The following is a 22,884-nucleotide window of genomic DNA, read 5'->3' on the forward strand; positions in this document are numbered from 1 at the left end:
TGCCGCCGGAGAAGAGGATCACCGGCCGCTCGAACTCGCCCGCCACCTCGCGGAAGATGTGCACGGCCTCGGATTCGAGAGCGTCCAGGTGGGAGAGGGCGTACGGAGCGTCCGTGCCCTCCGCCACCGCCGCAACGGTCGTCGTCATGCCAGTCCCCTCTCGGTGAGCAGCGCGTGCACAGCCGCCGCGGACTCCTGGACGGTCTGGTCCTGCGACTCGATCCGCAGGTCGGGCGAGTCGGGCTCCTCGTACGGGTCGTCGACGCCGGTCAGCCCGGACAGCTCGCCCGCGGCCTGCTTGGCGTACAGACCCTTCACATCGCGTACGGAGCACACCTCGACCGGAGTGGCCACGTGGATCTCCAGGTACGCCGCCCCGCTCTCCTGGTGGCGTTTGCGTACCGCCTCACGGCTGTCCGCGTAGGGCGCGATCACCGGGACGAGCGCCTTGACGCCGTTGCGGGCGAGGATCTCGGCGAGGAAGCCGATGCGCTGCACGTTCGTGTGCCGGTCCTCGCGGCTGAAGCCGAGGCCCGCCGAGATGAACTCGCGGATCTCGTCGCCGTCGAGCACCTCGACGAGATGGCCCTCCTCGCGCAGCCGGCCTGCCAGCTCGTACGCGATGGTGGTCTTGCCGGCACTCGGCAGACCCGTGAGCCAGACGGTGGCTCCGGTCGTCACGTGCAACTCCTTCTCGGTGATGGTCATTCGTGCAGCCCGCACTCGGTCTTGCCGCGGCCCGCCCAGCGGCCGGCGCGCGCGTCCTCGCCCTCCAGGACCCGGCGGGTGCAGGGGGCGCAGCCGACGGAGGCGTAGCCGTCCATCAGCAGCGGGTTGGTGAGGACGCCGTGTTCGGCGACGTACGCGTCCACGTCGTCCTGGGTCCAGCGGGCGATCGGGGAGATCTTGACCTTGCGGCGCTTCTCGTCCCAGCCGACGACCGGGGTGTTCGCCCGGGTCGGGGACTCGTCGCGGCGCAGTCCGGTCGCCCAGGCCAGGTAGTCCTTCAGGCCCCGCTCCAGCGGCTCGACCTTGCGCATCTTGCAGCACAGGTCGGGGTCGCGGTCGTGCAGCTTCGGGCCGAACTCGGCGTCCTGCTCGGCGACCGTCCGCGTCGGCGACAGCGTGATGACGTTGACGTCCATCACGGCCTCGACCGCGTCCCGGGTGCCGATGGTCTCCTCGAAGTGGTAGCCGGTGTCGAGGAAGACGACGTCCACGCCCTTGCGGACCCGGGACGCCAGATGGGAGACGACCGCGTCCTCCATCGAGGAGGTCACGCAGAAGCGTGCCCCGAAGGTGTCGACGGCCCACTGGAGGATCTCCAGCGCGGAGGCGTCCTCCAGGTCGCGGCCCGCCTGCTCGGCGAGCGCCTTGAGATCGTCGGTCGTACGTTCTTCCTGAACGGCGGTCATATCTGCTCTCCCCCTGCTTCGTTCTGCTGAAGACCCCGGGCGAGGAGCCCGAGGAACTTCAACTGGAAAGCGCGGTTGCACGCGGCGCATTCCCACGCGCCGTGGCCCTGCTCGCTCGGACGGAGGTCCTCGTCGCCGCAGTAGGGGCAGTAGAAGGGGGCGGCCCGCTCACTCATGAGAGGGCCTCCTCGGAGGCGCGGGAGGCCCAGGCGGCGAACCGCTCGCCCTCCTCGCGCTCGGCCTGGAAGCGCTTCAGGACCCGCTCGACGTAGTCGGGCAGTTCCTCGGAGGTGACCTTCAGACCACGGACCTTGCGGCCGAATCCGGCCTCCAGACCGAGGGCGCCGCCCAGGTGCACCTGGTAGCCCTCGACCTGCTCGCCCTGGTCGTTGAGCACGAGCTGGCCCTTGAGACCGATGTCCGCCACCTGGATACGGGCACAGGCGTTCGGGCAGCCGTTGAGGTTGATGGTGAGCGGCTCGTCGAACTCCGGGATGCGGCGCTCCAGTTCGTCGATCAGCTGGGAGCCGCGTGCCTTGGTCTCGACGATGGCGAGCTTGCAGTACTCGATGCCGGTGCAGGCCATGGTGCCGCGCCGGAACGAGGAGGGCCTGGCCGTCAGGTCAAGGGCCTCCAGGGCTTCGACCAGCGGCTCGACCTGCGCCTCCTCGACATCGAGGATGATCATCTTCTGCTCGACGGTGGTACGGACCCGGCCCGAGCCGTGCGCCTCGGCCACCTCGGCGATCTTCGTCAGCGTGGCGCCGTCGACGCGGCCGACGCGCGGGGCGAAGCCGACGTAGAAACGGCCGTCCTTCTGGCGGTGCACGCCGACGTGGTCGCGCCAGCGGCCCGAGGGCTCGGCGGGCGCGGGGCCGTCCACCAGCTTGCGCTGGAGGTAGTCGTCCTCCAGGACCTGGCGGAACTTCTCCGGGCCCCAGTCGGCGACGAGGAACTTCAGACGGGCGCGCGTCCGCAGGCGGCGGTAGCCCCAGTCGCGGAAGATGCCGACCACGCCGGCCCACACCTCGGGCACCTCGTCCAGCGGCACCCAGGCGCCGAGCCGGACGCCGAGCTTGGGGTTGGTGGACAGGCCGCCGCCGACCCACACGTCGAAACCGGGACCGTGCTCGGGGTGCTCGACACCGACGAACGCGATGTCGTTGATCTCGTGGACCACGTCGAGCAGCGGCGAGCCGGAGATCGCCGTCTTGAACTTGCGCGGCAGGTTGGAGAACTCGTGGCTGCCGATGTAGCGCTCGTGGATCTCGTCGATGGCCCAGGTGCCGTCGATGATCTCGTCCTCGGCGATACCGGCGACCGGCGAGCCGATGACGACACGCGGGCAGTCGCCGCAGGCCTCGGTCGTGGAGAGACCGACCGCCTCCAGGCGGTTCCAGATCTCCGGGACGTCCTCGATGCGGATCCAGTGCAGCTGGATGTTCTGCCGGTCGGTGACGTCCGCGCTGCCGCGCGCGAACTCCTCGGAGATCTCGCCGATCACGCGCAGCTGCTGGGTGGTGAGGCGTCCGCCGTCGATCCGCACCCGCAGCATGAAGTACTTGTCGTCCAGCTCCTCCGGCTCCAGGATCGCGGTCTTGCCGCCGTCGATCCCGGGCTTGCGCTGGGTGTAGAGGCCCCACCAGCGCATGCGGCCGCGCAGGTCGTTGGGGTCGATCGAGTCGAAGCCTCGCTTGGAGTAGATCGTCTCAATGCGTGTCCGCACATTGAGACCGTCGTCGTCCTTCTTGAACTGCTCGTTGCCGTTCAGCGGGGTGTGGTGTCCCGCGGCCCACTGGCCCTCACCGCGGTGACGGCTCACCTTGCGGCGCGGAGTCGTGGCAGCAGGGTTCTGCGGGGTGGCGGCCATGGTTATTCGTCCTTCGGGACAGGCGGGAAAGCGGCTCTGACCTGCGCGTACGGGCGCATACGTGTACGTGCGCAGCATTGCGCAGGAATGAGACCAATGCGGGAGATGTCGGGCGGCGCCGAGGCTCGCTAGCGCGCCGGACAGATGGCGCTGGACATGCGGCCGAGGTCGACGTGCCGCCGACTCACCAAGGCAATTCCAGTTCCAGACATGACGGAAGCGTGTCACGGCGATCTGGACACAGTCCAGCTTCGTCCATCATGCGGACACCCTTGTCCCGAAGAGTGAGACAAGGGTGGTCTCGATCACATCCTGTGCGCGGAGTCTTGTCTGGGCAGGTCAGGCCGGGTAGGCGCCCGGCCAGGGTCCCGGAGCGGCCACGTCGGGCTCCTCCTCGACCTTGGTGTCGAAGAGCTTGAAGCCCCGGCGCAGATAGTTGTCCATGGCGTGCTCGCCGTCCAGGCTGCACGTATGCAGCCAGACCCGCTTCGTCGATGCCAGCCCCGGCCAGCGGTCCGCGAGGTCCCAGGCGCGGGCGGCGCCGTACGACAGCAGGTGGCCGCCGATCCGGCGGCCCCGGAAGGCCGGGACCAGCCCGAAGTAGACGATCTCCACGACCCCGTCGTCCTGCGGCTCCAGCTCCACGTACCCCGCGGGCGTGCCCCGGTCGTACGCCACCCACGTCTCCACGCCGGGCCGGCCCAGGTGCTCCTCCCACTGCGGGTACGTCCAGCCGAGCCGGTCGATCCAGAGGATGTCGCCGCCGACTGAGGCGTACAGGAAGCGGCTGAACTCGGGGGAAGGGACCTCGGAGCGCACGATCTCGACGTCCCCGGCCGGCCCGGCGGCCGGGAGGACGTCGGTCGGGTCGGTCTGTTCCAGGGACCAGGTGGTCACGGGGATGTTGGCCATGCCCGCCAGGGAACCATCCGGCCCGATCGTCTGTCGAACGCGCCCCGTGATCCGCCCGGCGGGCCCTGAGCGGGTCGGGTGAAGTCCTCTACGGTTCGCCAGCGCCCTGAAGGGGCGCGGGGCCGTTTCCATATGCGGCTCCGCCGCGGGGCGCGACCAGCCACGACGGCGCCGCGGACGGCCGACGGCGCATCGCGGCACTTCCCGCGGAGCGCTTAGCCCAGCGCTCTGTCGACCGACGCCAGCGGCATGGCGAACAGCACCCGGCCCGACTGGGACCAGACCTCGCCGGTCGCCTCCCAGTAGGAGAGGGACTCCGACTCGGTGCTCCAGCACTGGCGGGTCTCGTCGGTGCCGCACCGGGCGGCCCGCGCGCCGGTCGCGCTCTGCCGCCACAGCGTCCCGTGACCGCCGTCCGCGTCGGTGGCACGGCCGAGGTACCAGTTCGAGCCGTACGACAGCACGGCGCCGACGCCGGCCGCCTTCGTCTCGTACGCCTCGTCGACCCGGGTGTACCCGGCGGGGTCGGTGGTGAGGAGGCCGGCGCGGTCGGAGGCGGCGCTGAAGTCGTAGCGCCACAGCCGGACGTCCCGGTCGTCGTCCGTGGAGACCCACTCGCTCGCGACCAGGCTGTCGGGGGAGGTGCTGCGGTCCAGGGAGAGATAGTCGGGCTGGGCGGCGGCCTTCCCGCCGGCCAGGCTGTAGGTGCCGACCGCGGGCAGGACCCAGCGGCTGCCGTGCCCTGCCCAGCCGCCGTCCACGCGGCCGACGGCGGGGCTGTCCACCGTGGTGCGCTGGACGCGGTCCATGTCGTACACGTACAGCCCCTCGGCGGCGGTCACCAGCAGCTTGTCCTGGTACCAGACCATGCCGGAGATCCGGGAGTCGAGGGCCCGGTAGTCGCGGCCGCCGTCGACCGGGACCGTGAGCAGGACCCAGGAGTAGGTGGGACGCTCCAGGTCGTTGGCGTCGATGAACGCCACCCGGGCCAGATCATGGGCGCCCTGCGACCAGGCGGAGAGGATCACCCGGTTCTGTCCCCACAGACCGTCGTCGTCCGCGTCGCCCGAGGTGGTGACCGCGCCGGCCCGCCAGGACCGGGTGTCGGCGGCGTCCCAGCAGTACGCGCGGGTGGCGGCCGGTTCGACGGGCAGCGCCTCGCGCTCGGTGGCGGTGCAGTCGGCGGCGGTCCGCAGCGAGTGGTCGGCGCTGTCGAGGACGGCGCTGACGCCGACCGGTGTGCCCATCGCGGAGGCGAGCCGGTCGAGGCTGCGCTGCGGCTCCAGGTGCTCCCGCAGGCGCAGTACGTCCGTCTCGGCGGACGTGGCGAGCGGCTTCAGTGCCCCGGGTTCGTCGGCGACCGTGGCCTGTGAGGCACTGATCATCGTGGCGGCGGCGGTGAGCGCGAGGGCGGTCCCGGCCAGGAAGGCGCGTGCCGCTCTGCCCCGCTTCTGCCTGCGGTGTCTGCCGCGCTGCATCATGTCGTCCTCCCGAGGCGGGCCAACTGCGCCTGGTGATCCGTACGTTGACCAAGGAGCAGGTGGGGTGGCCCGTAGAGGGATGCTACGGCAGTCGGACCCTGCCGGTGACGAAGACCCTGCAAATATGCGAAAGATGCCGCCTGTTGGGTGCCTCAGGGCAGGGGTACGGGCAACCGCTTGCCGGTCACCGCGGGTGCCGTGGAGTGCGGCAGCAGATCGTGCGGGTCGGCGGGGCGCAGGACCTCGACCTCCGCACCTTCGCAGAAACGATACGGCCGGTGTTCCAGAAGTCCCCCGAGATACCGGCGAACCCGGGACATCTCCGCGCGCACCGTCACCCTGCGCTCCGCGTCGCCGAACAGGTCCTCGGCCAGGCCCGCCGCACTGCGACCGCCCCGGTGCACGGCCAGCAGATAGAGCAACTCGGCGTGCCGCGGACTCAGTTCATGGCTCCACGACCCGGCGATCCCGGACACCGTCACCGACCAGCGGCGCGGCTGCGACAGATCCAGGACGATACGGGTGGTGCCCTCCGGCACCGGCTCCGCCGCCGCCCGCACCAACCAGCCCCCGCCGAGCGGCTCCACCGAGCACAGACCCAGCGTCGGCAGCCACCGTCGGCCCGCCGTCGGCGACTTGGGCAGCCCGATCCGGTTCTGGTACGGCATCCCGGTCACCGCGGCCGTCCAGCCGTCCCCGTCCACCACCAGGGCCCGGCCGCCGAGCCGCGCCAGCACCGGCGCCCCCACCGCGCGCAGCTGCTCGAGGGAGGCCTGGTGCAGCTCCCGCAGCCGGGCCTCGGCGAGCTTGGCCACCGAGTCGACCCAGGCGAGGGTCGCCGGATGCATCGTGTCCAGCGGTCCGCTCACATCCACCACACCGATCAGCCGGCCGTCCCGCGGGTCCGTGATCGGCGCCCCGGTGCAGGTCCAGGAGGTCTGCGAACGCACGAAGTGCTCGGAGGCGAAGACCTGCACCGGCCGGCGGGCCACCACCGGGGTGCCGATGCCGTTGGTGCCGACGACGTTCTCCCGCCAGTCCGCGCCGAGTTCGAAGCCGGTCCCGTCGGCCTTGCGCAGCACCGGGGAACTGCCCTCCCGCCACAGCACCCGGCCCTCCTCGTCGGCGACCACCATGATGTGGTGGGCGGCGTCCGCGACCGACACCAGCCCCTGCCGCAGCACCGGCAGGACGTGCCGCAGCACCGAGGTCTCACGCCGCCGCTGCACCTCCTCCCGGGACAGCGGCCCGGCCCGGAAGTCATGGTCGGGATCGACCCCGCCGCGCAGCATCCGCCCCCAGGACTGCTCGATCACGGGACGGGGCGCGACCGGGGCCCGCTGCCCGGAGAGCGTGGCGGAGCGCACGTCGCTGAGCACCCGTGCCGCACGCGCCGCGTCCACGGCGGCGAGCTGGGTGACGTCCGTCTGCGGGTGCGCCACGGGATCCTCCCGGATGGGCTGATGAGGGGCTGCGGACAACCGGTTGCTCGTTGCTTTTCGGCCACGTGTGCGACGTCCGTCCTGACTGTCCGTCTCATAGTGCCTTTCGGCCCTCGCGGAGGGACACAGTCCGGCCACAGTCAGCAGCAAGTTGCAACCCCCTGCAACCCTGGTGGACGGCCCTGCCTTGTTTGAAACTTGAGCGACGCCGTCCCGAGCGGCGTTCGCGGCCTCGAACGGGCCAAGGCGGGGGTGGTGCCGTGTCGGCGCAGCACCACCCCCTACCACCTACCTCCGGCGGTCGGGCAGGTTCGCGTCCCGGGGTGCCTCTTGAGGTGCGTTGGCGTCTGCGGGCCGGTTGTGGCTGGTCGCGCAGTTCCCCGCGCCCCTAGGTCGGTCGGGCTCGCTCCACGATGGAAGCCAACGGCAGACTGTGGGGCAGAGTGCCGAACGCCGTGCCTGCGTCTCCGCCCAGGCGGGACGCGCAGAAGGCGTCGGCTACCTCCGGTGGTGCGAAACGGACCAGCAGCGAGCCCTGGAGTACGAGCGCGAGTCGCTCGGTGAGTCGTCGGGCTCGGGCCTCGATGCCCTCCAGGTCGGCCAGTTCCGTCAGCAGGTTCTTGATCGCGCCGTCCAGGCGGTGGTCGGCGCCGCGGGCCTTGCCGACCTCCTGGAGGTAGGCGTTCAGGGCCGCCGGCTCTCGTTGCAGGGCCCGTAGGACGTCCAGGGCCTGGATGTTGCCGGCGCCCTCCCAGATCGAGTTGAGCGGGGATTCGCGCACCAGCCGGGGCAGGCCCGACTCCTCGACGTAGCCGTTGCCGCCCAGGCACTCGGCGGCCTCCAGGGTCACCGGGGGGCAGCGCTTGGTCACCCAGTACTTGGCGGCCGGCACCGCGATCCGCAGGAACGCCCGCTCCTGCTCGCCGTCGTCGTCGTAGGCCGCCGCGAGCCGCAGCGCGAGGGTGGTCGCCGCCTCGGACTCCAGGGCGAGATCGGCCAGGACGTTGCGCATCAGAGGCTTGTCGACGAGCTTGCCGCCGAAGGCATCGCGGTACGTGCAGTGGTGGACGGCCTGGGTGACGGCCTGCCGCATCAGACCCGCCGAACCGAGCACGCAGTCGAGCCGGGTCGCCGCGACCATGTCGATGATGGTCCGCACCCCTCGGTCCTCCTCGCCGACCCTGCGCGCCCAGGTGCCGTCGAACTCGACCTCGGCGGAGGCGTTGGAGCGGTTGCCGAGCTTGTCCTTGAGACGCTGGATGCGGAACGGGTTGCGGGTGCCGTCGTCCAGGACGCGCGGGACGAGGAAGCAGGTGAGGCCGTCGGGGGCCTGGGCGAGGACGAGGAAGCCGTCGGACATGGGGGCCGAGCAGAACCACTTGTGGCCGGTCAGCTCGTAGGTGCCGTCCTCGGCCAGCGGGGTGGCCCGGGTGGTGCCCGCCCGTACGTCGCTGCCGCCCTGCTTCTCCGTCATCCCCATGCCGAACAGGGCGCCCGCCTTCTGGTGCGCGGGGCGCAGCTCACGGTCGTAGACCATCGAGGTCAGACGGGGCTCCCACTCGTCGGCGAGGGCGGGGTCCGTACGGAGCGCGGGGACGGCGGCATGGGTCATCGACAGGGGACAGAGGTTGCCGGCGTCCACCTGGGTCCAGATCAGGAACGCGGCGGCTCGTCGGACGTGGCCGGCGGGGCGGGTCCAGGCGGCGGTGAGGCCGGCGGAGACGCCCTTGCCGAGGAGGCGGTGCCAGGCGGGATGGAAGTCGACTTCGTCGACGCGGTGGCCGTAGCGGTCGTGGGTCCTCAGGCGGGGTGGGTTCTCGTTGGCCTGTGCGCCCCATTCCTGGACCTGGGCGGAGCCGGAGGTTTTGCCGAGGGCCGACAGCTCGCTGTGGACTTCGTCCAGGAGGTCGGGTTCCGTGTGGCGCTCCACGGCTGCCACCAGGGCTTTGTCGGCTGTGTAGACGTCGTGGCCGATCAGGGGCGGGGGCTGGTTCGTCACAGTGTGCGTGGTGCCTGCCATGTGGGGAACCTACCCGCCGTGGGGGTGTGAAGTCGTTCGGCGGGTGCGGGTCAGATGTGGCTTGTCGCTCCCCCACTCTCGGCTTCGCTCGAGCGGGAGGGACCCCCATCGCGGCGATAGCAGCACATCGATACAGCCCCGCGCCCCTAGCGGGGCGCTGCCATCAGGCCCGCCAGTTCGGACTCCGCTCCTTCCGTGAGCCAATCCTCTCGGTAGACCGTGTCCAGGTATCGCTCGCCCAGGTCCGGGGCGATCGCCACCGCCGTCAGGCCCCGCCGTCCGTGGTGGTCCAGCCACTGGCCCGCCCCGCTCACCACCGTTCCCGTCGAGCCGCCGAACAGGAACCCCCGGTGTGCCAGGCTGCGGCACATCCGTACCGTGTCCGTCTCCCGCACCCGGACCACGTCGTCGATGTACGACATGTCCAGCAGCGGTGGCGGCACGCTGGTGCCCAGGCCCGGGATCATGCGGCGGCCGGGCGGGCCCCCGAAGGTGACCGAGCCGATGCTGTCGACGGCGACGATGTGGACGCGGCGGCGCCACTGCCAGAACCAGCGGGCGCAGCCCATCAGCGTGCCGGTGGTGCCGGCGCCGACGAACAGGACGTCAAGGCGTGGGAAGCGGCGGGCGATGGCCGGGGCCGTGGTGCGGTAGTGCGCCTTCCAGTTGCCCTGGTTGGTGTACTGGTTGAGCCACACGTACCGGTCGTCGGAGGCGCACAGCCTGCGCACGTACGCGATCCGCGCGCCCAGGAAACCCCCGTGGGTGTCCGGTTCCTCGATGATGTGCACCCGGCTGCCGAGCGACTCCATCAGCCGGACGCTCGCCTCGTTGCAGCGCACGTCGGTCACGCACTGGAACCGGTAGCCCCGGCTCGCCGCGATGACGCTCAGCGCCACGCCCAGGTTCCCGGACGACGACTCGACCAGGACCGAGCCGGGCCGCAGCAGCCCCTCGCGTTCGGCGGCGTCCACCATCTCGGTCGCGGCCTTCATCTTGATGGACCCGGCGAAGTTGAAGCCCTCGCACTTCAGGTACAGCGGAAGGCCGAGCGCGGATCGTAGGTCGACGTACAGCTCCTCCTCGTTGAACTGGGCCGGATCGGATATGACGGGCATGCCGTTCCCCCTGTTTGATTCCGTGCGCCACGTGCGCGCGTGGCTCAGCCGTACCGGCGCAGCTCGTGGAAGAACCCGTCGATGACGTGCAGTTCCCCCCGCCCGGCCACTTCGTCGTGGACGAACCTGCCGACCGCGAGGTCGAGCACGCCCAGGCCGAAGGGTGAGAACACCACGGTCCGGTCGGCGGGCACGGTGACGCGTGCGGTCAGTACGTCGTCGAGCGTGCCGTCGATGAAGTCCCGGCTGCCGGTGAGCTGTTCGGCCAGGTGCGGGGAGGTGTCCGCCTTGAGACAGTGCTCGACGTCGTCGACGAAGTTGGCGGACGCGAGCAGGATCTCGGGGGCGAGGTCGCGCAGTGAGACGTGCAGCACCAGGGGGTGGTGGGTGAACCAGGACGGGTCGTGCACATGGGGCTTCCCCGCGATCGTCGCGAAGACCAGCAGGTCGCAGGAGCGGATGAGGGTTTCGGGGTCGTCGTGGACCTGCACGCGGCCCTTCGATCCCGACCGCTCCAGGTAGCCGCGGAACCCGGCCGCGCTCTTCGGGGACAGGTCGTGCACGCCCGTCTCCTCGAACTCCCAGCCGGTGCCGGTGAGATGGGTGTGGACGTAGCGGGCGATCAGGCCGGTGCCGATGAAGCCGACGCGGGTCGGGCGGGTCCTGCCACTGCTGAGACGGTCGGCCGCCAGAGCCGCGGAGGACGCGGTGCGGGTGGCGCTGATGACCGAGCTCTCCAGACACGCGTACGGGTAGCCGGTGTCGGGGTCGTTGAGGATCAGGACCGCCGACGCGCGGGGGAGGCCCGAGAGGGTGTTCTCCGGGAAGCTCGATATCCACTTCAGGCCGTCCACCCGCAGCGGGCCGCCGAGCGAGGCGGGCAGCGCGATGATCCGGGACGTCGGGCGGTCCGGGAAACGCAGGAAGTACGAGGGCGGGTTCACGCAGTCGCCCGTGCCGTGCAGCCGGTACACGGCCTCGACCAGATCGGCGATCTCCGACTCCCGCCCGTGCAGGGCCTGTTGGACCTGGCTGCCGGAGATCACGGCGAACGGCGGTGCGGTCAGGGTGGTCATACGGTCCTCACTTCGCGGTCGGCACGCCGTACCGGATCGGCCAGCGCGGCCAGCACCTCGCGCGGGCCCTCGAACGGCTCCCGGCCGTGTGCCGTACGGATGTTGTCGACGAGCAGCAGATCGCCGGAGCGCCACGGCTCACGCACGGTGTGCGTGTCGTACACCTTGTTGATCGTGCGGACGACGTCCTCGCCGAGCGGATCGCCGTTGCCGAAGCGGGTGTTGAAGGGCAGCCCGTCCGGCCCGTAGACCTCCACCAGGTACTCGCGCACCTCGGGCTCCATCGTCCACTCGCTGAGGAAGGCGACCTGGTTGAACCAACAACGGCGGCCGTTCCCCGGGTGGTCGAGCACGGCGCCGCGGTGCTGCCGGGTGCGCAGGGAGCCGTCCGGCTGCCAGGCGAAGTCGATGGCCTGGGCACGGCAGTAGCGTTCGACCGCGGCGCGGTCGTCGGTGCCGAAGGCCTCGGCGACCGACGCCCCGATCTCGTCGTGGTACGTCCGCGTCAGCACCCAGCCCTCCTGCTCGAACCTCCCCGTCAGCTCCGGCGGCAGCGCGTCGAACACGGCCTGGGAGTCGGCGAGCGCGGTGGCACCGCCGGACGCGGGCGCCTCCAGACAGGCGAACAGGAGCAGGGCGGGGAACTCCAGGGCGTAACTCATCTCGTGGTGCATGCACATCTGCTGGTTCGGCGGCCATTTGGAGGAGGAGTACACGCCGTCGGTGTAGCTGCGCCGGGGCGCGAAGGGCTCCCGGTCGGGCATCAGGGAGTCGGCCAGGCGGGTGAGGACGGCGGCCGTGGAGCCGGGGTCGCTCAGGCCGAGGCCGCGGACCAGCAGGCAGCCGTGTTCGGCGACGGCGGCCCGCAGTTCGTCGCGGTGCTCGGCCGACCAGGCCTCCGGGGCACGGCCGGGCTCGGCCTGCAGCAGCGGGGGACGGCCGGTCGCAGTGGAGAGCGGCATCAGGTGCTTCCTTTCAGGCGGTTCGGTCGAGCAGACCCGCGAGGTCGGCGAGGACCGGGTGGCGGGTGACGTCCTTGAGGGTGATCGCCCGGTCCAGGGCGATCGCCAGCTTCACGGCGGCCAGCGAGGTGCCGCCGCGGTCGAAGAAGTGGTCGTGCCGGCCGATCCGGTCGGCCGGGATCCCGAGCACCTCGGCCCAGGCGGCGGCCAGCCGGTGCTCAACCGGCGTACTGGGTCCGTCCGTTCGCGTGTCGAGGTCCTCGGCGAGCGCGGTGAGCGTGCGCCGGTCGGTCTTGCCGTTGGCGGTCAGCGGCAGCCGCCGGTGCCAGTGCACGACCGACGGGACCATGTACGCGGGCAGCGAGGCGGCCAGCCTCTCCCGTACGACACCCGCGTCGACCGGCGCCGACCCGGTGCAGAACGCCACCAGTTGCGTCCCCCGTACGACGACCACCGCCCCGTCCCGGACGCCGGGCACCCGCAGCAGCGCGTTCTCGATCTCACCGATCTCGATGCGGAAGCCGCGGATCTTCACCTGGGTGTCCCGGCGGCCGAGGAACTCCAGCTTCCCGTCGGGCAGCCAGCGCCCGTGGTCCCCGCTGCGATACAGCCGCTCGCCGGGCCGGTACGGGTCCTCGGCGAACGCCGCCTTGGTCCGCTCGGGATCATTGACGTATCCGCGGCCCACGCACACCCCGGAGAAGACGATCTCGCCGGGCGCGCCCAGTGGCACGGGCATCAACTGCTCGTCGACGACGTAGATCCGCACGTTGGCGATCGGCCGCCCGAGAGGGACCCGTGCCTCGTCGGGCACCCGGTCCATGACCTCGTGGTTGGTGTCGTCCGAAGTCTCCGTCAGACCGTAGGCGTTGACGAGCGGGATCCCGGTCCGGGCCGCGAACCAGCGCTCCACCAGATCCTTCTTCACCGCCTCCCCGGTCACCGACACCCGCCGCAGATGCGGCAGTTCACGCGGACGCTGCTCCAACTCGGCCAGTACCGCCTCCAGATACGACGGCACCACCTGGAGCACATTGACCCGGCCGCGCTCGATCGTGTCCACGAACCGCGGCACGTCCAGGATCGTGTCCTGCCCGACCAGCAGCGTCCGTCCGCCCACCAGCAGCGCGGCCAGCAGCTGCCACAGGGAGATGTCGAAGCACTGCGGCGCGGTCTGCGCGACCACCTGCCCGGGGCCGATGTCCAGGTCCTCCAGCTTGGCGAGGACGTGGTTGACGAATCCGGCGTGCTCACACATCGCGCCCTTGGGCTCGCCTGTGGAGCCCGACGTGAAGTAGATGTAGGCCAGTTGGTCCGCCGCGACGGGGACGCCGAGGTCGGTATCGGCGTGGCCCTCCTCGTAGGCGGCCGCCACGGAGTCCTCGGTGAGGATCAGGTTGTAGTCGGCGCGGGTGAGGATCGCCCGGATGCGTCCGGCCGGGAAGTGCGGCTCGACCGGCAGATACACGCCGCCCGCCTTGAGGACGCCCAGCACGGCGGCCAGCCAGTCGAGGTCGCGCTCCATGATGACGGCGACGACGCCCTCGGGTCGCAGTCCGTGCCCCAGCAGGGCCCGGCCGATGCGGTTCGCCCGGGAGTTGAGTTCGCCGTACGTCCACTGCCTGCCCCCTTCCACGGCGGCCACGGCGTCGGGATGGGCCTTCGCCCGCTCCTCGAACAGCTCATGCACCCGCCGGTCCGGCAGTGCGCGTCGCGGTCCCGCCAACTCCTCCAGCTGGGAGTGGAGTTCGGCCTCGGACAGCAGGCTGCGCCGTACCGGTGTGGTGAGGGCGGTCAGGTGGTAGCCGGCGATCCGGGCGGCGGCCTCGCGGTCGAGGACGTCGGTGCGGTAGCGCAGACGCAGCGTGCGGCCGGTGACGGCGACGTGGAGCACGGTGTCGTCGCGGTCCGCGGAGAAGGTGGCGAGCACCCTGTCGTGTGCGGCCCGTACGGCCTGTGCGTCGACCGACAGGCCCTCCGGCAGCGGGACTTCGTACACCGCGGTGCCGGGCCTCGGGTCGAGGGTCCATTGCGGGATCGTGTTCATGGCCTTACCTCCCCACCGCGGGATTTCCGCCCCAGTGCGCCCGCGACGGCACTTCCTCGCCCTTCATCAGGAAGGAGTCGGGGGCGAGCACGGCGCCGTCGCCCATCGAGACGCCGTAGTGGACGAGTGCGCCGGTGCCGAGCGTGCAGCCGGCGCCGATCGTGATGTGGTCGGACTTGAAGGTGCCGTCCTCCTGCGAATGGGCCTGCACCTTGGTGTGTGCGCCGAGCGTGCAGTCGTCGCCGATAGCGGCGAGGGTGCGCTCGGTGATGGAGGCGCCGTCGTCGAAGACCCGGCGGCCGACCCGTACGCCCAGCAGCCGCCAGACGGTGTTCTTGAACGGGGTGCCGTTCAGTACGACGAGGTGGTTGTCGGGCACCTTCCACAGCCGCTCCTGCTGCCAGAAGCGCGGGTCGTAGATCGAGCACAGCAGCGGCCGCAGCGGCCGGAAGCGGCACAGCAGCCGCTCCACCAGGACGTAGTAAGCGATACTGAACAGCAGGGCCGCCATCAGGGACAGGCCGATCAGGAACACCCCGACCCGCGGGTACAGGTCGATCGCGGCGAACCCGATGACCATCAGCGCGAACCAGTGCAGCCACCTGATGAACAGGAACAGCCCCATCGAGCGCAGGTTGAAACGGTTCTTCGCGGTGAGGCGGCGGTCCAGTTCGGCGCCCTCGCGCAGGTGGTCGAAGCGGGTGTCGCGCTCCACGGTGCGCGGGATCTCGAAGCTGGGCGAGCCGAGCAGCCCCACGCCCTCGCGGACCTCGCCGTCGAGCGGGACCATCACCTTCGTCGCGAGGAGGACGTTCTCACCGGTGCGCCCGCCCACCGGGTAGGCGATGTGGTTGCCGAGGAAGCTGTGCGCCCCGATCGTGGCGCGGGCGACGCGGAAGGACGTACCCGAGTACTCGGCGTTCAGGATCGACAGCCCGTCGGCGACCATCGTGCCGCTGCCCACCGTGGCCAGGTACGGCGTCTCGTGCTGCACCTCCGTACCGAAGTTGGAACCGGTCTGCTCCACGTGCGAGAGGTCGTATCCGATGGACCGCAGATAGTGGACGATGTACGAGCTGTCGCCGCACAGCCACTTGAAGAACTTGATGTTGGTCAGGCGGGCGATCGCGCGGTGCACGGAGTAGTGGAAGCCGTACAGCGGATACGTCCGGTCCGCGCGCAGCAGCGGCTTGAGCGCCCGCGGCACCAGGGTCACGGTGGCGAGTCCGAGGACGACGAACGCCAGGAAGGTGCCGATCGACAGGCCGAGCGCCTCGCCGTAGAACGCCGCCGACGTCAGGTCCTGGGAGTCCGGGGTCAGCAGCACGTCCAGGCCGGGCCCCATGGTGAGCAGCAGACAGGTGCCGCCGATCGCGAGCGGGGCGTACAGCAGGAGCGTCTGGAGCAGCGCGGCCAGTGCGTACCCGGCCCGGCGCGGGGTGGAGCAGCGGGCCGGGGGGACGCGGAGGTGGTCGACGTCGGTGGGCCGGGCCGGGGAGCCGTGCCATCGGTGGCCGGCGGGAACCGTGGCGCAGCCGTACAGGGCGGAGGCGTGGCCGAGCTGGGCGCCGTCGCCCAGGGAGGTGCCGATGTCCAGGACGGTCTTCTCGCCGACGAACGCGTCCCGGCCGAGGGTGACCGGTCCTGTCTGGATCAGGCCCTTGTGCGCCCGGTAGCAGAGGAAGGCGGAGTCCTTGCGCATCACCGTGCCGGCGCCGATCGTCAGCAGGTCGGTGCAGACCGGCACGGAGCGGGACAGGATTGTCACGCCCGGTCCGATGCGGGCGCCGAGCAGCCGCAGATAGAGCACGTAGAGCGGGTTGCCGACGAACAGTGCCATCGGGCTGGCCTGCACCAGTGCCCGCACGGTCCAGAAACGGACGTACGCCAGGCTCCAGACCGGGAACTCGGTCTCCCGCCACCGTCCGACCAGCAGCCACTTGGCCGCCACCGGCACGGCGCACGCGCCGAGGAAGAGACCGCCGCCGAAGACCGTCGAGCGCCCATAGATCCCGACGGCTCCGGCGCCGGCGGAGACCCACTCGTAGCCGCGGGCGGTCACGGCCCCGGCGAGCACGCAGTACAGGCCGAAGACCAGCAGTTGAAGGGCGCCGCACAGGACGTAGCGGGGGGTGCTGCCCGGCGGCGGTGGCGGCTCCTCGGCCCTGGCCACGGCGGGTTCGGGGGCCTGATCGAGCGCGGCCGCCAGGCTGCGGATGGTCGGATGGCCGTAGACGTCCCGCATCGACACGGACGGCAGGCCCGGGCGTTTCCTGACCCGGGCGCAGAAGTGGGCCATCACGAGAGAGTTGGCGCAGAGATCCTCGAAGAAGTGGCTGTCGGGCGGTACATGGTCCACTTGGACGACACCGGCCAGGACTTCCGCGAGAACACGTTCAGTGCCGTTCGGCACAGAGAGCTCCTCGGTGATTGGTGCAGTTCCCCGGGGGCAGTGAGAAATGCGGTGCGACGTGTTCCGAATGTGATGAGAGTGGCCGCGGAAAAGGGCGAGTCACAGGCAACGCGGCTGGAAAAGGTCATGGTCAGTGACCCGTGAATTCCCCCGTGTCGTGTGCGCCCGAGTGATCCTCGGCATACGCAACGAATGCAATCAGGATTGTTTCGGCAGATTCATGAACGCTTCAAGAGATTTCCGGTCATTGGCCTGTTTCCGAACCCTGGGAATTTCCGGACCGGGGTGTTCACATCACTGACCGAACATTTCGGCCAACGCGGACATGACAGGAAAACGGTTCGAATCGCCTACGTGCTCACATGGGCCCGGTGCCCACCCGGGGGATGAGTGCAGCCTCCCGCGACGGATACCTTTAGGGCGTGCAGCCAGCAAGTGAATCCCCCCAGCGGCCCCCCTCCGGCCGCCTCCACCGGGCCCGTGCCCTCTATCGGGACGTCTCCAAGCGCAGGACCGCCTGGCTGCTGCTCAAGGACACCGTCAACTCGTGCATGGAGTACCGCATCCTGGGCCTCGCGGCCGAGGCCGCGTTCTTCACCCTGCTGTCCGTGCCGCCACTGCTGCTCAGCATGATCGGCCTGCTCGGCTACGTCGACGACTGGACCGGCACCGACAGCATCAGCAGCCTGGAGGCCAACCTCCTGGAGGCCTCGCGCACCGTCCTGTCCGACAAGGGCGTACGGCAGATCGCGCAGCCGATCCTCGACGACGTGATGAACGGCGGCCGCCCCGACGTCATCTCCATAGGCTTCCTCTTCGCCCTGTGGTCCGGCTCCCGCGCGGTCAACGTCTTCATCGACACCATCACCGTCATGTACGGCCTCGACGGCGTCCGGGGGATCGTCAAGACCCGACTCGTGGCGTTCCTGCTCTTCCTCGCGGCCCTGCTGATCGGCTCCATCGCGCTGCCGCTGATGGTCGCGGGCCCGGACGCGGTGGTGCGGATCGTTCCGTGGTCGGAGACCCTCGTACAGGTCCTGTACTGGCCGGTGGTGATGCTCCTGTCGATCGCCTTCCTGACCACGCTCTACCACGTGTCCGTACCCGTGCGCTCCCCCTGGATCGAGGACGTGCCCGGCGCACTGGTCGCCCTCGCCATGTGGGTGCTCGGCAGCTTCCTGCTGCGCATCTACCTCACCAACACCATCGAGGGCGCGTCGATCTACGGTTCCCTCGCCGCCGCCGTCGCCGTGATGCTGTGGATCGGCGTCTCCGCCTTCGCCGTCCTCGTCGGCGCCGCGGTCAACGCCGCGATCGACCGCGTCTGGCCGGCCGCCGCGACGGCCGCGGCCCGCGCCGCGAACGAACGGGTCCGCGAGGCGCAGGTCGCCGAGTACGTCGCACGAGCCGCGGCCCACCACAAGATCGACCCGGAGGACCCCGACATGCCCTCGGAGTTCCCCGAGCGGTGGTCGCGGTTCCTGCCGCCGGAGGATGTGACGTCCCGTCTGCGCACGCATGTGAAGAACACGCATCCGCCGCACAAGGAGGACGGTTCCTAGAAGTCGCCGGGCTGCCGGGCTGCCGGGCAAGCCCAGGGACGCGGGGCCGTGTCGGTGTGCGGCTACCGCCGCGTGGGCGCGAGCAACCACACACGACCCACGGCCCCCGTACCTCGTGCACCCCCACTACGACTTCCAGGTCCCCGCCGCCGCAGCCTCCAGAACGAAGTCCCCGAACTCCCGAGGCGCACGCCCGAGCACCTCCCGGACCCCGTCCGTGAGACGCGCGTTCCGCCCGTCGAGCAGCCCCTCGAACACCTCCACCAGGAACTCCGCCTCCTCGGCCGGCACCCCGAACCCCACCAGCGCCTCCCCGTACTCCCGCGCCGGAACCGGGATGTACGCCAGTTCCCTCCCGGCGGCCTCGGCGATCTCCGCGACCGCCTCCCGGAACGACAGCAACCGAGGCCCCGTCAGCTCCAGCGTCCGCCCCACATAGGCGTCCCCGGACGCCAGCGCCACCGCGACCACATCCGCGATGTCCCGCACATCGAGGAACGGCTCCGGAACCTCACCCGCCGGAAACGCCAGCTCCCCCCGCCGCAACTCCGCCACCAGCGGCCCCTCACTGAAGTTCTGCGAGAACCACGACGCCCGTACGACCGTCCACTCGGCCCCCGACGACCTCAACGCCTCCTCCGTCGCCAGCGCCTGCGTCTCACCCCGCGCCGACAGCAGCACCAGCCGCCGTACGCCGAGCCCGACCGCCTCCCGGGCGAGCGCCCCCACACCCTCGGCCGCCGCAGGAGAGCCGACGTCGGACGGGTACATCAGATACGCCGCGTCCGCGTCCCGCAGGGCCTCCGCCCAGGTCGTCGGGTTCTCCCAGTCGAAGCCCTGCGCCCGGGACGCGGCCCGCACCTCGAACCCCGCCGCCCCTACCGCCTGAGCCACCCGGCTGCCCGTACGACCCGAGGCGCCGGTCACCACCACTGTCTTCTTCGCCGTGTTGTCTGCCATGCCCCAAGTCAACGGCCGCACGCCCCAATACCCCATCGCTGAACGGCTCATTCCCATACGCGGCCGTCTACGCTGGCCGCATGGACGCTCTCGCAGGCCTCTTGGAGGGCCCCCGCGCGCGGGGCGCCTTCATGATCCGAGCGTGTTTCGAACCCCCCTGGTGCGTACGCATCGAGGACCGCGCCCCCCTCACCGTCATGCTCATGATCCGCGGCGAGGCGTGGATCACGCCGGACACGGGAGAGCGGGTACGGCTGCGGGCCGGCGACCTCGCCATCGCCCGCGGCCCCGACCCGTACACCTGCGCCGACGACCCCGGCACCGCACCACAGGCGGTGATCCTGCCGGGCGCCGAGTGCCACTACCCGGACGGGCCCGCCCTCAACGGCTCCATGGACCTGGGCGTACGGACCTGGGGCGACCGGCTCGACGGGTCGGCCGTGATGCTGATCGGCACGTATCTGTGGCAGGGCGAGGTCAGCGGGCGGCTACTGGACGCGCTGCCTCCGCTGCTCACCCTCACCTCCGACGTGTGGGACTGCCCGCTCACACCGTTCCTCATGGAGGAGATCGTGCGCGACGAGCCCGGCCAGGAGGTCGTCCTCGACCGGCTGCTCGACCTGCTGGTCATCGCGGCACTGCGGGCGTGGTTCTCCAGGCCCGAGGCGGCGGCACCGGCGTGGTACCGGGCGATGGCGGACCCGGTCGTCGGGCGGGTGCTGCGACTCGTCCAGGACGATCCGGCACATCCGTGGACGGTGGCGTCCCTCGCGGCGAAGGCGGGGGTCTCCCGGGCCGCTCTTGCGCGGCGGTTCACGGAGTTGGTGGGGGAGCCGCCGATGACGTATCTGACGGGCTGGCGGCTGGCCCTGGCCGCGGATCGTCTTCGGGACAGTGACGCGACGCTCGACGCGATCGCCCGGCAGGTGGGGTACGGGAGTGCGTTCGCGCTGTCCAGTGCCTTCAAGCGGGTGTACGGGGTGAGTCCGCAGGAGCATCGGGGGAGGGTGGCGTAGGAGCGTTGCCGGGTGCCGGTCGGTTGTGGCTGGTCGCGCCCACGCGGCGGAAGCCGCACATCGGCACAGCCCCGCGCCCCTGAAGGGGCGCGCCGAGCGTAGCCTGAGCCATATGTACTCGGAGTGGGCCTCCCGGCTCGACGGTGCCGTCGTCTGGACCAATACCCCGTCCGGATCCGGCCCCGGGCGCGTCCTGCCCGACGGGTGCATGGATCTGCTGTGGCACGAAGGGCGGCTGCTCGTCGCCGGGCCCGACACACGTGCGTACGTCACCGAAGGCGCGTCGACCGCGTGGGCGGGGCTCCGCTTCTTTCCCGGCACCGCGCCCAGGCTCCTCGGCATTCCCGCCCGCGAACTGCTCGACCGGCGCGTCGACCTCGCCGACCTCTGGCCGCCCGCCGAGGTACGGAGGCTCACCGCGCGCGTGAACGCGGCCGCCGATCCGGCGAGCGGGCTCGAAGAGGTGGTGCTGGGGCGGGCGGCCGATGCCGAACCTGGCGATCCTCTGCTACGACATGTCGTGGACGCCCTCGACGCGGGCCGACCGGTCGCCGCCACCGCCGACGAACTCGCTCTCGGCGCCCGCCAGTTGCACCGCAGATGCCTCGCCGCTTTCGGGTACGGCCCCAAGACCCTGGCCCGGGTGCTGCGATTGCAGCGGGCGCTCGGCCTGGCCCGGGGCGGAGTGCCGTACGCGGAGACGGCGGTTCGCGCCGGCTTCGCCGACCAGGCCCATCTGGCGCGGGACGTCAGGGAGTTGGCCGGTCTGCCGCTGACCGAGCTACTCGGCCGCGGGTAGCGGCGCGAACAGGTCGACGCCGTTGCCGTCCGGGTCGAGCAGGCTCGCGTACCGCTGGCCCCAGACCGCGTCCCACGGCTTCAGCTCGCCGTGATGACCGGCGCCCACCAACTCCTCATAGACCGAATCCACCTCGGCGGGACTGTCGCACCGCAGGGCCAGCCCCGTGCGACCGCCGCCCGTAGGCGGCTGCCAGCCCGCGTGGAAGGACCGCACCACCTCCTCGGTGTCCAGCAACAGCCGCAGCCCGCCGGGCAGTTGTGCCTCGACATGCCCCTCCTGCTCGGTCCCCTCGGGGAACTCGAACCCCAGGCGGCGGTAGAAGGCGACGGAGGCGGCCATGTCGGAGACGATCAGGCCGATGGCATCGAATCGTGGAGTCATGCGGCCACCGTAGGCAGGGCGGGGACGGTCGGTCTTGAAGGAATCGGACGTGTCCTCGGCGACGCTTCCCGTGGATGCTCCTATAGACGTCAAGCCGCAGGAGCAAGGTCGGTTTGAGTGATTCGTTCGATTGGTGTGGTGGTCAGAGCGCGATAGACCTCGCGGGCGACGAATCGCTTGAGGCAGCGTGTGATGTCCCTCCTGGACAGTCCTTCCTTGGTGCGCCGTGCGACATAGGCCCGGGTGCGTTCGTCGTAGCGCATGCGGACGAGCACGATGGTGTGCAGAGCGTTGTTTGCGGCCCGGTCCCCGCCGCGGTTGAGGCGGTGGCGGTGAGTGCGGCCGGACGACGCAGGGATCGGAGCGACCCCCGCCAGGTGCGCGAACGCGCCTTCGGACCGCATCCGTTCGGGGTTGTCCCCAGCCGAAGCGAGCAGCTGGCCGGCGGTCTCAGGTCCGACACCGAACAGCTCCAGCAGGGCGGGGGCGGCCTGCTTCACCAGCGGGCCGATCTCGGCGTCCAGCTCGGTGATCTCATCGTCGAGCGCCTGGTGTCGGCGGGCCAGGCGGCGCAGGGCCGCCCGGGTCGCGGCCAGCGGACGGGACAGGTCGTCGCCGGGCCGCAGCCGGGCCAGGGTGCGTATCAGCACGGCCCGGTCCAGCCCGGCGACCTGCTCGCGCAGCATCGCCGGAGCCGTCACCAGCAGGCCCCGGATCTGGTTCATCGTCTGGGTGCGGGCCTTGACCGCGCTGCGGCGGGCGATCCGCAGGACCCGCACCGCCTCGACCACGCCGTCCCGGCTCTTCGGGATGCCGGTGGCCCGGCCGGAGAGCACGGCCATCGCCGCGGCATAAGCGTCGATCGGGTCAGACTTTCCCTTCATCCGCCGTGTCCTGCGGTCCGGGCGGTCCACGTCGACGACGGCGACCCCCGCAGCGGTCAGCACCCGGGCAAGCTCGGCGCCGTAGGCGCCGGTGCCCTCCACCCCGACCGCGCTCAGCCTGCCGTGCGAACGCATCCAGTCCAGCAGGTCCCGGTAGCCGCGGACGGTGGCAGGGAACTCCCGGTCGGCCAGGTGCCGGCCCACGGAGTCGATCACCGCGGCGTGGTGAGTCAGGCCATGGGTGTCGACTCCGCCGGTGATCTTCGGGCCGTCGTGCGTCATGCTGGTCATGTCCGTCCTTGCGAGTCCGTTCCGAGGGCGGCACGCGCCGGTCGGGCGGGTGGACAAGACAGTGACGGGGCTTCTGGACCAAGCTCCTATGAAGTCACAAACACCCGTCCGGCTGTGTGCGTGGCGACGCCCGGCGGGCCGACAAATCCCAAACCGGACAGTCGAAACGTCAGTCAGTCGACGGGTCAGACCCACCCGCAGCGTCACCACGAACATCATCACTGTCAGTCGA

At 70.8% G+C, this 22,884-nt stretch carries 20 protein-coding genes and 1 pseudogene; 3 read left to right on the forward strand and 18 right to left on the reverse strand.

Annotation, left to right across the window (positions count from 1 at the left end):
- From TN53_RS45995 to TN53_RS36970, 15 genes and pseudogenes are all read right to left on the reverse strand, one after another.
- Window positions 1-148 (reverse strand): annotated as a pseudogene (locus tag TN53_RS45995) (sulfate adenylyltransferase small subunit); the annotation flags it as partial.
- Complete coding sequence (gene cysC, locus TN53_RS36910; RefSeq protein ID WP_063776292.1) at window positions 145-708, reverse strand: adenylyl-sulfate kinase; 564 nt, start codon at window positions 706-708, stop codon at window positions 145-147. The gene cysC and the pseudogene TN53_RS45995, both read right to left, overlap by 4 nt.
- Entirely contained in the window at window positions 705-1,415 is a 711-nt protein-coding gene (locus tag TN53_RS36915; protein WP_046263199.1) for a phosphoadenylyl-sulfate reductase, read from the reverse strand. Before TN53_RS36915 ends, cysC begins: the two co-directional genes overlap by 4 nt.
- The gene (locus tag TN53_RS36920; protein WP_046263200.1) at window positions 1,412-1,591 is read right to left on the reverse strand and encodes a hypothetical protein; all 180 of its coding nucleotides are present in this window, start codon (window positions 1,589-1,591) and stop codon (window positions 1,412-1,414) included. Before TN53_RS36920 ends, TN53_RS36915 begins: the two co-directional genes overlap by 4 nt.
- Window positions 1,588-3,285, reverse strand: coding sequence for a nitrite/sulfite reductase (locus TN53_RS36925; protein WP_046263201.1), 1,698 nt, complete (start codon window positions 3,283-3,285; stop codon window positions 1,588-1,590). The genes TN53_RS36920 and TN53_RS36925 overlap by 4 nt, the downstream gene beginning before the upstream one ends.
- A gap of 128 nt (window positions 3,286-3,413) precedes the next feature.
- A complete protein-coding gene (locus TN53_RS49400) occupies window positions 3,414-3,497 on the reverse strand; it encodes a putative leader peptide (protein ID WP_310591794.1) in 84 nt (27 codons plus the stop codon).
- Window positions 3,498-3,624: 127 nt separating this feature from the next.
- Window positions 3,625-4,197: a GNAT family N-acetyltransferase gene (locus TN53_RS36930; protein WP_046263202.1), complete on the reverse strand. Its 573-nt coding sequence runs from the start codon at window positions 4,195-4,197 to the stop codon at window positions 3,625-3,627.
- A 215-nt stretch (window positions 4,198-4,412) separates the two neighbouring features.
- The gene (locus tag TN53_RS36935; protein ID WP_046263203.1) at window positions 4,413-5,678 is read right to left on the reverse strand and encodes a hypothetical protein; all 1,266 of its coding nucleotides are present in this window, start codon (window positions 5,676-5,678) and stop codon (window positions 4,413-4,415) included.
- A 152-nt stretch (window positions 5,679-5,830) separates the two neighbouring features.
- Window positions 5,831-7,120: a GAF domain-containing protein gene (locus tag TN53_RS36940; RefSeq protein ID WP_046263204.1), complete on the reverse strand. Its 1,290-nt coding sequence runs from the start codon at window positions 7,118-7,120 to the stop codon at window positions 5,831-5,833.
- Window positions 7,121-7,508: 388 nt separating this feature from the next.
- Window positions 7,509-9,140, reverse strand: coding sequence for an acyl-CoA dehydrogenase family protein (locus TN53_RS36945; protein WP_046263205.1), 1,632 nt, complete (start codon window positions 9,138-9,140; stop codon window positions 7,509-7,511).
- A gap of 146 nt (window positions 9,141-9,286) precedes the next feature.
- Entirely contained in the window at window positions 9,287-10,258 is a 972-nt protein-coding gene (gene sbnA, locus TN53_RS36950) for a 2,3-diaminopropionate biosynthesis protein SbnA (RefSeq protein WP_046263206.1), read from the reverse strand.
- Between the two features lie 44 nt (window positions 10,259-10,302).
- Window positions 10,303-11,334 (reverse strand): 2,3-diaminopropionate biosynthesis protein SbnB, encoded by a 1,032-nt coding sequence (gene sbnB, locus TN53_RS36955; protein ID WP_046263207.1) that lies wholly within the window; start codon window positions 11,332-11,334, stop codon window positions 10,303-10,305.
- The gene (locus TN53_RS36960; RefSeq protein ID WP_046263208.1) at window positions 11,331-12,296 is read right to left on the reverse strand and encodes a TauD/TfdA family dioxygenase; all 966 of its coding nucleotides are present in this window, start codon (window positions 12,294-12,296) and stop codon (window positions 11,331-11,333) included. The genes sbnB and TN53_RS36960 overlap by 4 nt, the downstream gene beginning before the upstream one ends.
- 13 nt (window positions 12,297-12,309) lie before the next feature.
- A complete protein-coding gene (locus TN53_RS36965) occupies window positions 12,310-14,343 on the reverse strand; it encodes a non-ribosomal peptide synthetase (protein ID WP_046263209.1) in 2,034 nt (677 codons plus the stop codon).
- Window positions 14,344-14,347: 4 nt separating this feature from the next.
- On the reverse strand, window positions 14,348-16,756 hold the full coding sequence (locus TN53_RS36970) for a Pls/PosA family non-ribosomal peptide synthetase (RefSeq protein WP_046263210.1): 2,409 nt from the start codon (window positions 16,754-16,756) through the stop codon (window positions 14,348-14,350).
- Between the two features lie 422 nt (window positions 16,757-17,178).
- Between TN53_RS36970 and TN53_RS36975 the strand changes: the two genes are divergently transcribed.
- Window positions 17,179-18,318 (forward strand): YihY/virulence factor BrkB family protein, encoded by a 1,140-nt coding sequence (locus tag TN53_RS36975; RefSeq protein ID WP_046263211.1) that lies wholly within the window; start codon window positions 17,179-17,181, stop codon window positions 18,316-18,318.
- Window positions 18,319-18,444: 126 nt separating this feature from the next.
- On the opposite strand, the gene TN53_RS36980 is transcribed toward TN53_RS36975, so the two are convergent.
- A complete protein-coding gene (locus TN53_RS36980; RefSeq protein WP_046263216.1) occupies window positions 18,445-19,278 on the reverse strand; it encodes an NAD(P)H-binding protein in 834 nt (277 codons plus the stop codon).
- 80 nt (window positions 19,279-19,358) lie between these two features.
- Here TN53_RS36980 and TN53_RS36985 point away from each other — a divergent pair, with 80 nt between their 5' ends.
- On the forward strand, window positions 19,359-20,294 hold the full coding sequence (locus tag TN53_RS36985) for an AraC family transcriptional regulator (protein WP_046263212.1): 936 nt from the start codon (window positions 19,359-19,361) through the stop codon (window positions 20,292-20,294).
- Window positions 20,295-20,406: 112 nt separating this feature from the next.
- Window positions 20,407-21,093 carry a helix-turn-helix domain-containing protein gene (locus tag TN53_RS36990; protein WP_046263213.1) on the forward strand — a complete coding sequence of 229 codons (687 nt, stop codon included), beginning with the start codon at window positions 20,407-20,409 and terminating at the stop codon, window positions 21,091-21,093.
- On the opposite strand, the gene TN53_RS36995 is transcribed toward TN53_RS36990, so the two are convergent.
- Window positions 21,076-21,477 carry a VOC family protein gene (locus tag TN53_RS36995; RefSeq protein WP_046263214.1) on the reverse strand — a complete coding sequence of 134 codons (402 nt, stop codon included), beginning with the start codon at window positions 21,475-21,477 and terminating at the stop codon, window positions 21,076-21,078. The genes TN53_RS36990 and TN53_RS36995 overlap by 18 nt on opposite strands.
- 89 nt (window positions 21,478-21,566) lie before the next feature.
- Window positions 21,567-22,652 carry an IS110 family transposase gene (locus tag TN53_RS37000; RefSeq protein WP_095046928.1) on the reverse strand — a complete coding sequence of 362 codons (1,086 nt, stop codon included), beginning with the start codon at window positions 22,650-22,652 and terminating at the stop codon, window positions 21,567-21,569.
- Window positions 22,653-22,884: the final 232 nt, after the last annotated feature.

This window comes from Streptomyces sp. WM6386 (assembly GCF_000972385.1).
GTDB lineage: Bacteria > Actinomycetota > Actinomycetes > Streptomycetales > Streptomycetaceae > Streptomyces.